The organism is Streptomyces sp. NPDC051136 (genome assembly GCF_044455745.1).
Lineage (GTDB): Bacteria > Actinomycetota > Actinomycetes > Streptomycetales > Streptomycetaceae > Streptomyces.
This window is the reverse complement of record NZ_JBITFE010000011.1, coordinates 23,401-38,973: the sequence shown is the minus strand read 5'-3', so window position 1 is coordinate 38,973 and position 15,573 is coordinate 23,401. Positions and strand designations below refer to the sequence as shown.

The 15,573-nt window shown below is 74.4% G+C and carries 12 protein-coding genes; 9 read left to right on the top strand and 3 right to left on the bottom strand.

From position 1 onward, the window contains the following. Window positions 1–258: 258 nt before the first annotated feature. The 3 genes from ACIBCJ_RS28950 to ACIBCJ_RS28940 are packed head-to-tail and all read right to left on the bottom strand — an operon-like array spanning window position 259 to window position 2,264. On the bottom strand, window positions 259–1,158 hold the full coding sequence (locus tag ACIBCJ_RS28950) for an aminoglycoside phosphotransferase family protein (protein WP_365981527.1): 900 nt from the start codon (window positions 1,156–1,158) through the stop codon (window positions 259–261). Between the two features lie 39 nt (window positions 1,159–1,197). Continuing rightward, window positions 1,198–1,656, bottom strand: a complete 459-nt coding sequence (locus ACIBCJ_RS28945) for a ferritin-like domain-containing protein (protein ID WP_365981528.1) — start codon at window positions 1,654–1,656, stop codon at window positions 1,198–1,200. Next, entirely contained in the window at window positions 1,653–2,264 is a 612-nt protein-coding gene (locus ACIBCJ_RS28940; RefSeq protein ID WP_365981529.1) for a hypothetical protein, read from the bottom strand. Before ACIBCJ_RS28940 ends, ACIBCJ_RS28945 begins: the two co-directional genes overlap by 4 nt. Before the next feature lie 462 nt (window positions 2,265–2,726). On the opposite strand from ACIBCJ_RS28940, the gene rimP reads away from it, so the two are divergent. The 9 genes from rimP (at window position 2,727) to ACIBCJ_RS28895 (ending at window position 15,564) form a co-directional block, all read left to right on the top strand. Then, entirely contained in the window at window positions 2,727–3,314 is a 588-nt protein-coding gene (gene rimP, locus ACIBCJ_RS28935; RefSeq protein ID WP_362103805.1) for a ribosome maturation factor RimP, read from the top strand. Between the two features lie 2 nt (window positions 3,315–3,316). Then, window positions 3,317–4,339 (top strand): transcription termination factor NusA, encoded by a 1,023-nt coding sequence (gene nusA / locus ACIBCJ_RS28930; protein WP_133889398.1) that lies wholly within the window; start codon window positions 3,317–3,319, stop codon window positions 4,337–4,339. Between the two features lie 102 nt (window positions 4,340–4,441). Further along, a complete protein-coding gene (locus ACIBCJ_RS28925) occupies window positions 4,442–4,747 on the top strand; it encodes a YlxR family RNase P modulator (RefSeq protein ID WP_362103808.1) in 306 nt (101 codons plus the stop codon). Between the two features lie 161 nt (window positions 4,748–4,908). Then, complete coding sequence (gene infB, locus ACIBCJ_RS28920; protein WP_365981530.1) at window positions 4,909–7,989, top strand: translation initiation factor IF-2; 3,081 nt, start codon at window positions 4,909–4,911, stop codon at window positions 7,987–7,989. Between the two features lie 152 nt (window positions 7,990–8,141). After that, window positions 8,142–8,435, top strand: a complete 294-nt coding sequence (locus ACIBCJ_RS28915; RefSeq protein WP_061442259.1) for a DUF503 domain-containing protein — start codon at window positions 8,142–8,144, stop codon at window positions 8,433–8,435. Between the two features lie 75 nt (window positions 8,436–8,510). Further along, complete coding sequence (gene rbfA / locus ACIBCJ_RS28910; RefSeq protein WP_104636672.1) at window positions 8,511–8,975, top strand: 30S ribosome-binding factor RbfA; 465 nt, start codon at window positions 8,511–8,513, stop codon at window positions 8,973–8,975. Further along, complete coding sequence (gene truB / locus ACIBCJ_RS28905; protein ID WP_362107562.1) at window positions 8,972–9,877, top strand: tRNA pseudouridine(55) synthase TruB; 906 nt, start codon at window positions 8,972–8,974, stop codon at window positions 9,875–9,877. The genes rbfA and truB overlap by 4 nt, the downstream gene beginning before the upstream one ends. A gap of 256 nt (window positions 9,878–10,133) precedes the next feature. Beyond that, entirely contained in the window at window positions 10,134–14,441 is a 4,308-nt protein-coding gene (locus tag ACIBCJ_RS28900) for a trypsin-like peptidase domain-containing protein (RefSeq protein ID WP_365981531.1), read from the top strand. Window positions 14,442–14,607: 166 nt separating this feature from the next. Next, window positions 14,608–15,564, top strand: a complete 957-nt coding sequence (locus ACIBCJ_RS28895; RefSeq protein ID WP_362107556.1) for a bifunctional riboflavin kinase/FAD synthetase — start codon at window positions 14,608–14,610, stop codon at window positions 15,562–15,564. Window positions 15,565–15,573: the final 9 nt, after the last annotated feature.

Sequence of the window (15,573 nt, the reverse complement as noted above, 5' to 3'; positions counted from 1 at the left end):
GCTGGGGGGTCTGGTGTCTCTGTTACTCGGTGTTCATCGGGCGGGCCCGGGCCCGCCCCCCCCCCCCCCCCCCCCCCCCCCCCCCCCCCCCCCCCCCCGCACCCCCACCGAACCCAAGGCGCTACACGCACCCCCACCGAACCCGCACAGGCGCCGCAGGCATCGCAGGAACCGAACCCCGCACAGGCGTCGCAGGCATCCGCCACCCCCGCCACAACCGCACCCGCACCCGCACAGCCCGCCGCAGGCACGGCACGCTCACACCCAGCCCGCGAACTCCAGCAGCAGCTCCGCGTCCCGCTCCCGCCCCACCCGCCGGGCCCGCACCCCCGACTCCACCGCCCGGAACAGCGTCCAGCCACGCAGCCGCTCCTGGTCGACCTCCAGCGACTCCGCGAGCCGCTTGATCCGCCGCCGCGTCGTCGACGCCCCCGACGGCTGGGCGATCAGATCCTCCACCCGGTCCCGCACCAACCGCGCAAGATCGAACGCGCTCTCCCCGACCACCGGATCAGGCCCCACCGCCAGCCACGGCACCCGGTCCCCGGCGAGCACCTTGCTCTGCCGGAACGTCCCGTGCAGCAGCCGCTCCTCCGGCGGCCCGGCCAACAGCTCCTCCCGCACCGCGAGCGCCGCGTCGACCAGCGGCACCACCTCCGCGTCACCCGCAGCGCCCGCCCGCATCGCCTCCGCCTGCCGCCCGGTCCGCTCGGCCACGGTCTCGAAGGCATGAGAGACGGGCGGTTCCACCCACAGCCGCCGCAACGTCCCCGCCGCCTCCAACAACGCCTTCGCCTCCGGCAACGACCGCACCGACACGTCCGGATGCAGCCGCTCGAGCAGCAACACGCCCTCCTCGACCGCCTCCTCGCGCACCTTCACGGCCCCCCGCCCGTCCCAGTGCGCGAGCGCGGCCCGCTCACTCTCCGGACGCGCCCGGCGCGGAGCCAGCTTCAGCACCGCCGGCGCCCCGTCAGCCGTCCGCACGAGCACGACCAGGCTGCTGCGCCCCCCGGGCACCTGCACCCGCTCCACGGTCAACTCCCGCACCGCCACGGCCCGCTCCACAGCATCGGGCAGCGTCGCCAACCAGTCGTCACCACCCGGTGCCGTCTCTCCGAACGCCCTGATCAAACGCCGCGGCGGTTCGAAAGCCATGCGCGAGCCGTTCCCTTCCCGTACGGACAGCCGTACGTGTTACGCAGTCGGTGGAGCCGTCACCGTGCCGGCCCGCTCGGCGAGCCCAGGGAAGGCTACGCTCCCGCCCCGCCACCGCGCCGCGCGGACCGCCGCCTCGCGCAGCGCCCCGGCCGCCGCGGCCCGCCCGTCACCCTCGGCCGCCCGCACCAGGTCGGAGTAGACCCCGGCCACCCGGTCCTCCAACTCGGCCGCGAGCCGCACCGCGGCCGTCGAGTCCGGCACCGAGAAGGGGAGTGCGTACCCCGCCGCCGCGGCGACCGGTTCGCCACCCAGGTCCCGCACCTCGCGCGCCAGCGCGTCCCGCCGCGCCCGGTGCGCGTCGTACGCCGCCCGCGCCTCGGTGCGCCGTTCCTCGCCGAGCCGCCCACCGACGACCCCGTAGCCGTACACGGCGGCATGCTCCGCCGCCAGCGCCGCCTGGAGGGCGTCGAGCCGTCCCTCGTCCGTCCTGCTCACCGGCCACCCTCCGTCAACAGCCACACGTGCGCGGCCCCGGCCGCCGCGACCGAGGCCAGCAGCCGCGCCGACTCGCCCGGCACGGAGAGCAGCGCCCCGGCCCGCCGGTCGGCCAGCTTCCGCTCGGCGTCGGCGAGCAGCGCCAAGGCGCCCTTCTCGTCCGCAGGCACGCCACCGGCGTCACCCGGCCCGGCGGCCCGAGCGGACCCCGACGGAGTCCCCGGCGCCTCCGTCTCCTCCGTCTCCTCCGTCTCCGCCGTCTCGGACTCCGAGGCCTCCGGCGACACCGCCGTCCCCGACACCTCCGGCGAGGCCACCCGCACCCCGCCGAACGCCTCCGCGTGCCGTACGACCTCCTCCCGCAGCGGCCCCAGCCGCTCCGCAAGCCCGGGATGCGCCGCCATCACCGCCGCGTACCGCCCGGCGAGGCCCTCGCTGTCCCGGGCCGCACGCGCGCGTACCCGCTCGGCGGCTGACGGATCGATCCCCGCGTCCCCGGCGTCCGGATCCCCGGTGCACCCGACGAGCAGGGCGGCCCCGGCGGCCGATGCGAGCAGGCTCCTTCTGCGCGGCCCAAGAGGCAGGCGCGGCGATGGGGAAGGCGACACGGCAGACGTCCTCGACAGGGCTCGTACGGAAGCGACGGCAAAGGCGACAAAGCGGCGAAGCGACAAAGCGGCGACAGCAGAGACAAAGGCAGCACGCCACCGCACGACAACGGGAACCCGTCGCCGCGGCCTGCCCGTGATCACGGTACCCGCGCCCCGCCCGGCCACCACTCATCGGCGCCACCGGACCCGCAGCCCTCCCGAACCCGCAGCCCTCCCGAACCCGTCCCCGGGACTCCGAACCCGGCCCCGGGATCCCGAACCCGGCCCCGGGACCCCGAACCCGGACCCGGAACCCCGAACCCGGCCCCCCGGGCCCGCACCCCCGGGGCCCGCACCCCCCGGACCCGGATCCGCACCCCCGGGACCCAGGTGGACGGCAACACCCCCTGCGACCGGATACCCTTTGACCAGACACGCGCACCGTCCCACAACAGCACACGCGGCCGAGGAGTCACCCGGATGAGCACCACCCACAGCGAGAGGCTGCGAGAGCTGCTGGAGCCGCTCGTCGCCTCCCAGGGACTGGACCTCGAAGAGCTCGCGGTGGACTCGGTCGGCCGCAGGCGCGTGCTGCGGGTGGTCGTCGACTCCGACACCGGAGCGGACCTGGACCGGATCGCCGATGTGAGCCGCGCGCTCTCGGCGAAGCTCGACGAGAGCGACGCGATGGGCGACGGGGAGTACACCCTCGAGGTCGGCACCCCGGGCGCGGAGCGCTCACTCACCGAACACCGCCACTACGTGCGCGCCACCGACCGCCTGGTCCGGTTCCAGCTGCACGAGGGCGGCGAGCTGGTCGCCCGCATCCTGGCCGTGGACGAGGACGGCCTCGACCTCGAAGTACCCGGGGTCAAGGGCCGCAAGGCCACCACCCGCAGACTGCCCTTCGGCGACATCGACAAGGCACGCGTCCAGGTCGAGTTCAACCGCAAGGACGCCAAGGACAGCGGCGACAAGCACGACGCCAAGCAAGACGACAAGCAAGACAAGCAAGACACCGAGAACGACAACGAGACGAACGAGACGACGGAAGAGGAGGAGGCGTAGCCGTGGACATCGACATGAGCGCCCTGCGGGGCTTGGTGCGGGAGAAGGAGATCTCCTTCGACCTGCTGGTCGAAGCGATCGAGTCGGCCCTCCTCATCGCCTACCACCGCACCGAGGGAAGCCGCCGGCACGCGCGCGTGGAGCTCGACCGGAACTCCGGGCACGTGACCGTGTGGGCGAAGGAAGACCCCGACGACCTCGACGAGGGCCAGGCGGCCCGCGAGTTCGACGACACCCCGTCCGACTTCGGCCGCATCGCCGCCACCACCGCCAAGCAGGTCATCCTGCAGCGGCTGCGCGACGCCGAGGACGACGCGACGCTGGGCGAGTACGCCGGCCGTGAGGGCGACATCGTCACCGGCGTCGTCCAGCAGGGCCGCGACCCGAAGAACGTGCTGGTCGACATCGGCAAGCTGGAGGCCATCCTGCCCGTGCAGGAGCAGGTGCCCGGCGAGACCTACCCGCACGGCACGCGACTGCGTTCCTACGTCGTGCGCGTGGCCAAGGGCGTGCGCGGTCCGTCCGTGACCCTGTCCCGCACGCACCCCAACCTGGTGAAGAAGCTGTTCGCCCTGGAGGTGCCGGAGATCGCCGACGGCTCGGTCGAGATCTCCGCGATCGCCCGCGAGGCCGGCCACCGCACCAAGATCGCCGTACGCTCCACCCGCTCGGGCCTGAACGCCAAGGGTGCCTGCATCGGCCCCATGGGCGGCCGGGTGCGCAACGTGATGGGCGAGCTGAACGGCGAGAAGATCGACATCGTCGACTGGTCGGACGACCCGGCTGAGATGGTGGCGAACGCGCTCTCCCCGGCCCGCGTCTCCAAGGTGGAGGTCGTGGACCTGGCGGCCCGCTCCGCGCGCGTGATCGTGCCCGACTACCAGCTGTCGCTGGCCATCGGCAAGGAGGGCCAGAACGCCCGCCTCGCGGCCCGGCTGACCGGCTGGCGGATCGACATCCGCCCGGACACCGAGCAGCCCGACGACCAGCAGCCCGACCGGCCGTCCGGCGGCCGCGGGGAATAGATCCAAGCCGCACGCCGCTGAGATCACGACAGCTTTGTGTGCGGCACGTGTTCGATTCTTGCCCCGAAGGGGTGAGGTCGGCCCGGGGAGGTAGACTTAGGAGTGTCTGGCCGGACACGTACCCGAGCATGCCCCGAGCGCACCTGCGTGGGGTGCCGGGAGCGAGCGGTCAAGAGCGAGCTGCTGCGCACCGTGGCGGTCGAGGGTGATTGCACCCCTGATCCACGCGGTACGCTGCCCGGCCGGGGTGCGTACGTACACCCCGTGCCGGTCTGTGTCGACCAGGCAGTGCGCCGCAAGGCGTTCCCGCGGGCGCTCCGCGTCCCGGGTCCGCTCGACGTAAAGGCGTTGCGCCACTACGTCGAGCAGGCACAAGGTTGCGACGACGCTGCTGAAAGCAGCCCGTGAGCAACGTGGTAAGGAAGACATGCCGCGCGGAACCCCGCGCGGCCTGGTACCTCGCGAGTCGAAAGCAGGTCGAGATTGCGATGAGCACTCGATGAGTACGCGATGAGTACGCCCATGAACTAGCGACGGTCCGGACGCAACCCGGACCTCAGAGGAGCGAAGTGGCTAAGGTCCGGGTCTACGAACTCGCCAAGGAGTTCGGCGTCGAGAGCAAGGTCGTCATGGCCAAGCTCCAGGAACTCGGTGAATTCGTCCGTTCGGCGTCTTCGACGATCGAAGCGCCCGTAGTACGCAAGCTGACAGACGCCTTCCAGCAGGGTGGCGGAAACGGCCGGTCCGCCGGTCGCCCCGCGGCCCCGAAGAAGGCTGCCCCCAGGCCGTCGGCGCCTTCCCCGGCGCAGGCGGCCCGCCCGGCTGCGCCCCGTCCGGGCCCCGCGGCTCCGGCGGCTCCGACGGCTCCCAAGCCGGCGGCCGCCGAGCAGCCCGAGGCCCCGTCGGCCCCCGCGCCGGCACCGTCCCAGGGCCCGCGCCCGACGCCGGGCCCCAGGCCCGCGCCGCGTCCGGCCCCGGCCGCGCCGGAGTTCACCGCTCCGCCGGCGGCCCCGGCCGCTTCGTCGCAGGCTCCGGCCGGCCCGAAGCCCGGTGGCGCGCGTCCCGGTGCTCCCAAGCCCGGTGGTGCCCGTCCGTCCGGTCCGGGTCAGGACCGCGGTCAGCAGGGCGGCCAGGGCCGTCCCGGTGGCCAGCGTCCCGGCGCCCCGGGCCAGCGTCCCGGTGGCCGTCCCGGCGGTCCGCGTCCGGGCAACAACCCCTTCACCTCCGGCGGCAACGCCGGCATGGCGCGCCCGCAGGCGCCCCGTCCGCAGGGCGGGCCCCGACCCGGCGGCCCCGGTGCCCCCGGCGCCGGTCCCCGTCCGCAGGGTCCCGGCGGCCAGGGCGGCGGTCCCCGTCCCCAGGCTCCGGGCGGCAACCGTCCGAGCCCGGGCTCGATGCCGCGTCCGCAGGGCGGCGGCGCCGGTCCCCGTCCCGGCGGTGGCCCGCGTCCGAACCCCGGCATGATGCCGCAGCGCCCGGCTGCCGGCCCGCGTCCCGGCCCCGGTGGCGGCGGTCGCGGTCCCGGTGGTGCCGGTCGTCCCGGCGGCGCCGGTCGTCCCGGTGGCGGCGGCTTCGCCGGCCGTCCCGGTGGCGGCGGTGGCGGCGGTCGTCCCGGTGGCGGCGGCGGTTTCGCCGGTCGTCCCGGTGGTGGCGGCGGCTTCGGTGGCGGCGGTGGCCGTCCCGGCTTCGGCGGTCGTCCCGGCGGTCCGGGTGGCCGTGGTGGCACGCAGGGCGCCTTCGGCCGTCCCGGCGGTCCCGCGCGTCGCGGTCGCAAGTCGAAGCGGCAGAGGCGCCAGGAGTACGAGGCCATGCAGGCCCCGTCGGTCGGCGGCGTGATGCTGCCTCGCGGCAACGGCGAGACCATTCGCCTGTCGCGCGGTGCCTCGCTCACCGACTTCGCGGAGAAGATCAACGCCAACCCGGCGTCGCTCGTCGCGGTCATGATGAACCTCGGCGAGATGGTCACCGCGACCCAGTCCGTCTCCGACGAGACGCTCCAGCTCCTCGCCGACGAGATGAACTACACGGTTCAGATCGTCAGCCCGGAGGAGGAGGACCGCGAGCTGCTCGAGTCCTTCGACCTGGAGTTCGGCGAGGACGAGGGCTCCGAGGAGGACCTGGTCGTCCGTCCGCCGGTCGTGACCGTCATGGGTCACGTCGACCACGGTAAGACCCGGCTGCTCGACGCCATCCGCAAGACGAACGTCATCGCGGGCGAGGCCGGCGGCATCACGCAGCACATCGGTGCCTACCAGGTCGCGACCGAGGTCAACGAAGAAGAGCGCAAGATCACCTTCATCGACACCCCGGGTCACGAGGCGTTCACCGCCATGCGTGCCCGCGGTGCGCGGTCGACCGACATCGCGATCCTGGTCGTCGCGGCCAACGACGGCGTCATGCCGCAGACGGTCGAGGCGCTCAACCACGCGAAGGCGGCCGACGTGCCGATCGTCGTCGCGGTCAACAAGATCGACGTCGAGGGTGCCGACCCGACCAAGGTGCGCGGTCAGCTGACCGAGTACGGCCTGGTGGCCGAGGAGTACGGCGGCGACACCATGTTCGTCGACATCTCCGCCAAGCAGGGTCTGCACATCGACTCCCTGCTGGAGGCCGTGGTCCTCACCGCGGACGCCTCGCTCGACCTGCGGGCCAACCCGGTCCAGGACGCGCAGGGCATCTCGATCGAGTCCCGTCTCGACCGCGGCCGCGGTGCCGTGGCGACGGTCCTCGTGCAGCGAGGCACCCTGCGGGTCGGCGACACGATGGTGGTGGGCGACGCCTACGGCCGCGTCCGCGCCATGCTCGACGACAACGGCAACAACGTCGCCGAGGCGGGTCCGTCCACGCCGGTCCAGGTGCTGGGTCTGACCAACGTCCCGGGCGCCGGTGACAACTTCATCGTGGTCGAGGAGGACCGTACGGCCCGCCAGATCGCGGAGAAGCGCGCCGCCCGCGAGCGCAACGCCGCGTTCGCCAAGCGCACGCGCCGCGTGTCGCTGGAGGACCTGGACAAGGTGCTGAAGGCCGGCGAGGTCCAGCAGCTCAACCTGATCATCAAGGGCGACGCGTCCGGATCGGTCGAGGCGCTGGAATCCTCCCTGCTCCAGCTGGACGTCGGCGAAGAGGTCGACATCCGCGTCCTGCACCGCGGCGTCGGTGCGGTCACGGAGTCCGACATCGACCTGGCGATGGGCTCCGACGCCATCGTGATCGGCTTCAACGTGCGCGCCGCCGGGCGTGCCGCGCAGATGGCCGAGCGCGAAGGCGTGGACGTCCGGTACTACTCGGTCATCTACCAGGCGATCGAGGAGATCGAGGCGGCCCTCAAGGGCATGCTCAAGCCGGAGTACGAAGAGGTCGAGCTGGGCACGGCGGAGATCCGCGAGGTCTTCCGCTCCTCCAAGCTGGGCAACATCGCGGGTGTGCTCATCCGCTCCGGCGAGGTCAAGCGCAACACCAAGGCGCGCCTCCTGCGCGATGGCAAGGTCATCGCGGAGAGCCTCAACATCGAGGGTCTGCGTCGCTTCAAGGACGACGTCACCGAGATCCGCGAAGGCTTCGAGGGTGGTATCAACCTCGGAAACTTCAACGACATCAAGGTCGACGACGTCATCGCGACGTACGAGATGCGCGAGAAGCCGCGGGTGTAAGCACCGCGACTTCCGGGAGTGACCGGTCCGGGGCCGGTCGGCGGAGCACAATTTCCGTCGATCGGCCCCGGCCGTTCGTTGTACGGTTCAGATGCCCCCGCCGGTGGACGGCGGGGCCATCGATCCCGGACCGGCGGGTGAACCGGTTGCACATGTATGTGGGGACGCTGTCCTTCGACCTCCTCCTCGGCGACGTACATTCGCTGAAGGAGAAGCGCTCCGTCGTCCGCCCGATCGTCGCCGAGCTCCAGCGGAAGTACGCGGTGAGCGCGGCGGAGGTGGAGCACATGAACCTCCATCGCCGGGCCGTCGTCGGCCTGGCCATGGTGTCCGGCGACGCGGGCCACCTCAGCGACGTGCTCGACCGGTGCGAGCGGCTGGTGGCCGGCCGCCCCGAGGTGGAGCTGCTGTCCGTCAGGCGGCGCTTCCACGGCGACGACGACTGACCAGACCGGGCAGAAAACCGGATCGGGCAAGAGAAGCCGGATCAGGCAAGAGAAGAAAGAACGGGAGACGGACCAGTGGCCGACAACGCGCGGGCGAAAAGGCTGGCGGACCTCATCCGAGAGGTGGTGGCCCAGAAGCTGCAGCGCGGGATCAAGGACCCGCGGCTCGGCTCGCACGTCACCATCACGGACACCCGGGTCACGGGTGACCTGCGGGAGGCGACCGTCTTCTACACGGTCTACGGGGACGACGAGGAGCGCAAGGCCGCCTCGGCGGGCCTGGAGAGCGCCAAGGGCATCCTGCGCTCCGAGGTCGGCAAGGCGGCGGGCGTGAAGTTCACGCCGACCCTGACCTTCGTCATGGATGCCCTGCCGGACACCGCCCGCAACATCGAGGACCTCCTCGACAAGGCGCGGCAGTCCGACGAGAAGGTGCGCGAGGCGTCCGCGGGCGCCGCGTACGCGGGCGAGGCAGACCCGTACCGCAAGCCGGACGAGGACGAGACCGAGGCCGACGAGACGGACGACACCGCTAAATGACCGAGAAGCACACCACGCCCGACGGCCTTGTCATCGTCGACAAGCCGTCGGGCTTCACTTCGCACGACGTCGTCGCCAAGATGCGGGGCATCGCCCGCACCCGGCGCGTCGGGCACGCCGGCACGCTCGACCCGATGGCGACGGGCGTCCTGGTCCTCGGTGTGGAGCGGGCGACCAAGCTCCTCGGCCACCTCGCCCTCACCGAGAAGGAGTACCTGGGCACCATCAGGCTCGGGCAGACGACGCTGACCGACGACGCCGAGGGCGAGATCACGGGGTCGCACGACGCCTCGAAGGTCACCCGGGAAGCGATCGACGCCGGCGTCGCCAAGCTGAGCGGCGACATCATGCAGGTGCCGTCCAAGGTCAGCGCCATCAAGATCAAGGGCGTGCGGTCCTACAAGCGGGCCCGCGAGGGCGAGGACTTCGAGATCCCCGCCCGCCCCGTCACCGTCTCCACCTTCGCGGTGTACGACGTCCGGGACGCCGTCGCCGACGACGGCACCCCGGTGCTCGACCTGGTGGTCTCGGTGACCTGCTCCTCCGGTACGTACATCCGGGCGCTCGCCCGCGATCTGGGCGCCGACCTCGGTGTCGGCGGGCACCTGACGGCGCTGCGCCGCACCCGGGTCGGTCCGTACAAGCTGGACGGCGCCCGGACGCTGGACCAGCTCCAGCAGGACCTCGCCGTCATGCCCGTCGCGGACGCGGCCGCCGCCGCCTTCCCGCGCTGGGACGTGGACACCAGGAGGGCCCGGCTGCTCACCAACGGCGTACGGCTGGAGATGCCCGAGGAGTACACCGGCGCCGGTGCCGTCGCCGTCTTCGGTCCCGAGGGGCGCCTGCTCGCCCTCGTGGAGGAGCAGAAGGGCAAGGCCAAGAGCCTGGCCGTCTTCGGCTGAGCCGACGCACCGTCACGGTCCGCCCGTGGAGCGGCGATCACGGGGACTGCCACTGTCGCCGCTCCACGGTCCCCCCTCGGTTCCCCCACTCCCTAGGGTGTATCCAACCCACCCCTTCTGTTCACCCGTCCGGGCAGGCGCTCGGAGTGAAGCGGGGGAGTGGAAGGGGGCGCGTTCGCCTGGGGATCTGTCCCGCTGATCATCACGCGCCTACCGTCGAGCACACGGCACGGGTGTACGGCGGGGAGGTTCGACGATGGCGTCGCGGAACCGGTCCCGGGAGGCGTCGGGCGGCAGGGCGGAGGAGCGGCCCGGAAGCGGCTTCCGGGAAGCGCGGGGCGGCCCTCCGGCCGTCCGGGGGGCCGCCCCGGCGGGGAGCGCGGTGGACGCCGCCCTCGTCCGCGTCCACGACCTGGCCGGGCGCCCCCGGGGTACCGGCTTCGTCGCCGACCACCACGGCACGGTGCTCACCAGTCACGAAGCGGTCGACGGCCTGACCCGGCTGGTCCTGAGCGCCGCCGGGGACCGCCGCCGCGTCGTGGCAGCCGCCGACGTGACCCCGCTGCCCGAGCTCGGTCTGGCCCTCGTGCGCGCCGAGGGCCTCGGCGTCGCCCCGCTGCCCCTCACCACGCGGGAGCGCGTCGAGTCCGGGACCTACGTCCGCATCGCCGCCGGCGGCTGGCGCGAGGCCCGGGTCCTCGGCGTCACCGACGTCACCTACACGGCCACCGACCGCTTCCACGTCCTCCGCGACGCCCTCGAACTGGCCGTCGGCACCTGCGGACGGGACGCCCTGCGGCTGGGCGGCGGCGCGGCAGGCGGACCCGTGCTCGACGTGACGACCGGTGCCGTCCTCGGCGTCCTCGGCACCGCGCTCAGCTCCGGCCACAGCGACGTCGGTTTCGCCGTGGCGCTGCGCCGAGCGGCCCCCGGTCCGCTCGCCGACCTGCTCGCCGAGAACGCGGCGACGGTCCCGGCGTACGGCGCCGACCTCAACCTGGCCGGCGTACTCGCCCTCACGGCGACCACGGTCACGGACGGGGGACCCGCCGCCGGGACGTGCGGCGGTCCGGGTGCCGTGGCACCGGTCGAACGCGCGGGGACGGCCCGTGAGTTCGCCGCCTTCGCCGCGAGCCCCGCCCGCGTGCTGGGTCTGGTCGGCGCGCCGGGCAGCGGCCGTACGACCGAGCTCGCGGCCCTCGCCGCCCGCCGCGCCCGTGCGACGGACGCGGCCCCCACGCTGTGGCTGCGCGGGGCCGATCTGCACGACGACGACATGTCGCTGGCGGACGCCGCCCGCCGGACGCTGGCCAGGGCCGCCCGTCTCGTCGCGGCACCGGACATCTCCCGCCCCGCCGACCTCGGCGACACCACGCCGGAACGCCTCGCCCACCTGGCGCGCGCCGCCGGCCGGTCCCTCCTGATCCTCCTCGACGGCCCCGAGGAGATGCCGCCGGTCCTGGCCCACCGCCTGCCCGAGTGGACCGAGGGCACGGCGGCCTGGCTGCGGGAGACCGAGGCCCGGCTCGTGGTGGCCTGCCGCGCGGAGTACTGGGAGCACGCGGGGGCGGAGTTCCCGAGGGAGCTGCTGTACGGGACGGTCACGGAGGCGCCGCCGACGCCTCGGGCCATCGGCCTGCCGCCGCCCGGTCGGGAGACGGCGGCGCGGCCGTCCGCGCGGGCGGGCGAAATGCCGCCGCCCCGGGGGGCTCTCCCTGGGGGGACGGGGGAGGCGGATGCCGTGCCGCCGTACGAGTCCACGCTGGGGCGGAGGGCGGGGACGGGTGACGCGACCTCGTCCGGGGCCGGTGCCCCAAGGGCAGGTGAGGCGTCCCCGTCCTGGGCCGGCGCCCGGGTGTCGTCGCCGGGAGCGGCCGACGGTGTGCCGACGCAGGGTGCGGCCCGCGGGGACGCGGCGCTCGGGGCCGCCCGCGGAGCGCCGTGGCCGGGTCGCAGCGGCGGCGCGGGGCGCCCGGAGACACCGCCCAGGTCGGCCACCGCAGGTCCCGCGTCGGGCACGGCGGCCCCCGCCCCCGGACCGGCAGGCGTCCACGCCCGCGCGGCAGCCTTTCACCTCGGGCCGGGAGCCGCCGAACCGTTGACCACCGGCCTCGGAGTCGCCGCGGGCGCGGGACGGCCGGAGGAGCTGTCCAGGGTGGCGGCGGCTGGCGTTGCGCGGGGGCCGGCGGTCTCCGCCCCTGGAGCTGCTGGCGCCGAACCGTTGCCCGCCGGGCTCGGGGGCGCCGCGGCCAGTGGCGGAGCATGGCGGCCGGAAGCGCTGTCCCCGGTGGCCGCCGCGGGCCTCGCGCCGGGACCGGCGGCCCGCGTCCCCCGCACGGGCCCACGTCCCGGACCGGCGGTCGCCGAGCCGGTGCCCGCCGGGTCCGGGGCCACCGCGCGCTCCGGAGGCGCCGGGCTGCCGCCCTGTGTCCGCCTCGGCGACCTGGCCGACGACGAGGCCAGGGAGGCCCGCGCGCGCTACCGGGTACCGGAAGGCGCCCTGGCGGACCCGGACGCGAGACATCCCCTCACCCTCCGCCTGCTCTCGGAGGTCCACGCCGCCCTCCCCGGCCCTCCGGCCCCCGCGGCCGTCACCCGGGACGCGGTCCTCGCTGCGTACCTGGACCTGGTGTGCCTGCGTGTCGCGACCCGCCTGGCCGGGGAGAACGGCCTGCACGGCACCGCCGTACGCAGGCTTGCCGCGAAGGTCTCCGGGCAGGTCCACGAGGCGGCCCGGCGCAGCCTCGGACCCGGGCAGGGCGGACTGGACCGGGAGTCCTTCGAGGCGCTCTTCCCGTGGGGACCGGCCCCGGCACGGCTGGGCGGCGGCACCGGCTGGGCGCCAGCCGTGCTCGCCGAGGGGCTCTTCGCCCCCGCGGGCAGCGGCTACCGCTTCGCGCACGAGGAGCTGGCCGACTGGATCCAGGGCATCCACCTCGACCTGGACGGGGCCCTGCGCGCCCTCGTCCACCGCCGGGACGCCCCACCCCCGGGCACGCGCACTCTCCCCGTCCCGCACCACCGCGTCGGTTCCGTCGTCGAGGCGCTCCTGCTCCTCGCCCGTCAGCACGGCGTCCCGCAACTCGCCCTGACCCTCGAAGAGCTGGTGCACGCCCTGGACCTGGACCCGCACTCCTGGTGGGCCGCCCGGCTGCTCGCCGAGGTGCTGACCCGCGTACCGGACGCGACGCCGTACACCGAGGTGCTGCGGCTGCTCGCCGACGGCATCGCGGAGCGGGGCGGGGAAGGGCACCGCTCATCCCAGGTATTCGGGCCCGGCTTCTGGACGGCCCTGCGGCTGCCCGGGGCCGTCCGCCTGGACCTGCTGCGCCGTCTCGTCCTCGCCGACGGCCCCCCGCACGAGCCCGGCCCCCGTCACCTCGACACCGTGGCCGGGCTGCTCACCGACGACCCCGCGGCCGTACAACCGCTGCTCGTCCGCTGGTTCGACGACGAGCGGCCGCTGCCCGCTGCCCCGCACGCCACCGTCGCGACGGCCGCGCAGGCGCTGCTGCACACCCACCGACACCGCGGCATGGACGGCCTCACCGAGGCGCTTGCCGACAGCGCGCACCGGCGCGCCGACGAACTGCTCGCGGTCCTGGCCGAGGAGGAGCCCTCGGCGCTGTGCCGGGCGGTGGAGCGCTGGGCCCGCGACGCGCGTCCGGCCCGGCAGGCCGCCGCCGTCACCCACGGTCTGCGCACCGCCCCGCACGCCCGCACCGGCGCCGACCGCGCCCTGCTCCGCCACGCCGCCCTGGTGCTGCTCGCCGGGCCCTCCGGCAGCCCCCTGCGCGGTGGTGCGCTCGCCCTGCTCGTCCAGGACCCCGGCTGCCGCGACCGCCACCTCCCCAGCGCCCTGGACCACTTCGCCGCGGGTGACCCGTACCTCCCGCCGAGCGCGGTGGCCGCCGCCCTCCCCACCCACCCCGGGCCCGTCCTGGAAGCCTTCCGGGTCCGGCTGCTTGGCCCCGACGCCGGTGAGGCGCTGCGCGGGCTCGCCGACGCCACCACACCCGCACTGGCCGGCCGGGTGGCCGCCGTCGTAGTGCGGGCCGTGGCGGAGCGTCCCGAGACCGCCGGGCCCCTGGCCGCGTACGTCGACCGCCGCCTGGACCGGGACCCCGACCCCCACGCCGTACTCCTCCCGCTGGTCACCCGCCTCCTCGACGACGGACCCGAGCCCGCACGGGCCGCGCTCGCCGGCGTCCTCGCCGCCGACGGGGCCACGGCCGGCGCTCCGGTGCGCCGCACGCTGCGGGAGCACCTGTTCACCCACGAGCACGAACCCGCCGTCCTGGACGCCCTGCTGCACGCGGCCGCCCGGTGCGACGGAGCGGAGCTGCGCGCGCTCGTCCACCGCACCGGCCGGCTCCTCGTCCGCACTCCGGAGGGTGCCACCCGCTTCGACCGGGGCCTCGTCGACCTGGCCCGCCACCTCCCGGGGTTCGCCACCCGCCTGACCGGCTGGCTCGGCGAGGCACCCGAGGACTGGGCCGCGCTGGTGGGCCCGAGCACCCGCCGCACGATCGAGCACCTGGCGGGTGTCCGCGTCCCCGCCTGACCCCGGCCCTCGCCACGGTCCCGGCTCCGGGACCCCCGGCGGCGTGCACCCGGTCACAGCACCGACGCCGATGCGGGCGGGAGCCGTACGGCATGGCACCCTTAGTCCTGCGTAAGGGTCACCACGGAAACCATGGAAACCACGGAAGCACCGAGGAGCGGACACAGTGCAGCGCTGGCGTGGCTTGGAGGACATCCCCGAGGACTGGGGACGCAGCGTCGTCACCATCGGCTCCTACGACGGTGTCCACCGCGGGCACCAGCTGATCATCAGCCACGCCGTGGACCGCGCCCGCGAGCTGGGCGTCCCCGCCGTCGTCGTCACCTTCGACCCGCACCCCAGCGAGGTCGTCCGCCCCGGCAGCCACCCGCCGCTGCTCGCCCCGCACCACCGCCGGGCCGAACTGATGGCGGACCTGGGCGTGGACGCGGTGCTGATCCTCCCCTTCACCAAGGAGTTCTCGAAGCTCTCCCCGGCCGACTTCGTGGTCAAGGTCCTGGTCGACCGGCTGCGCGCCAAGGCCGTCGTCGAGGGCCCCAACTTCCGCTTCGGCCACAAGGCCGCCGGCAACGTGGACTTCCTCGTCGAGCAGGGCAAGGTCTACGACTTCGAGGTCGAGGTCGTCGACCTGTACGTCACCGGCGAGGCGGGCGGCGGCGAGCCGTTCTCCTCCACCCTGACCCGCCGCCTGGTCGCCGAGGGAGACGTGGCGGGCGCCGCCGAGATCCTGGGCCGCCCGCACCGCGTGGAGGGCGTGGTCGTGCGCGGTGCCCAGCGCGGCCGCGAGATGGGCTTCCCGACGGCCAACGTCGAGACCCTCCCGCACACCGCGATCCCGGCCGACGGCGTCTACGCCGGCTGGCTGCACGCCCAGGGCGAGGCCATGCCGGCCGCGATCTCCGTCGGCACCAACCCGCAGTTCGAGGGGACCGAGCGCACGGTCGAGGCGTACGCCATCGACCGGGTGGACCTCGAGCTGTACGGCCTGCACGTCGCCGTGGACTTCGTGGCCTTCGTCCGCGGGCAGGCCAAGTTCGAGACGCTGGACGCGCTCCTCGTGCAGATGGCCGAGGACGTGGACAGGTGCCGCGAGATCACCGGGGCGGACGCCCCGAGGCCCTGACGGCACCGT